This is a genomic window from Halorubrum sp. SP3 (genome assembly GCF_005435195.1).
Classification (GTDB): domain Archaea; phylum Halobacteriota; class Halobacteria; order Halobacteriales; family Haloferacaceae; genus Halorubrum; species Halorubrum sodomense.
Genome location: NZ_SGTU01000657.1, coordinates 1 through 251 on the forward strand (window position 1 = coordinate 1; position 251 = coordinate 251).

The window sequence follows — 251 nt, forward strand, 5'->3', positions numbered from 1 at the left end:
CGCCTCGGAACCATCCTCTACGTCGCGGGTCACGGTGACGTGGAGATACCACGTTCCGTCCCGCTCAAATAGCCGACTCTCGCCCATCGTGGCGTCTCCCGCGTTCAACGCTTCCAACCAGTCCCTCTGTTCGGGATTCGGTTGTGCTGGCATCCAGAGGTGGTAGTCCTCGTGGTGCGGGATTTTGACGTACCATTCGATTGCGTTCTTGGGCTTGTGGTCGAGCCGTAGCCCTTCGTTCGTGAAGTTCG

1 pseudogene is annotated in these 251 nt (G+C 59.4%); it reads right to left on the reverse strand.

The features are described 5' to 3' along the window. Positions 1 to 251, reverse strand: a pseudogene (locus EXE42_RS19980) (RNA-guided endonuclease TnpB family protein); the annotation flags it as partial.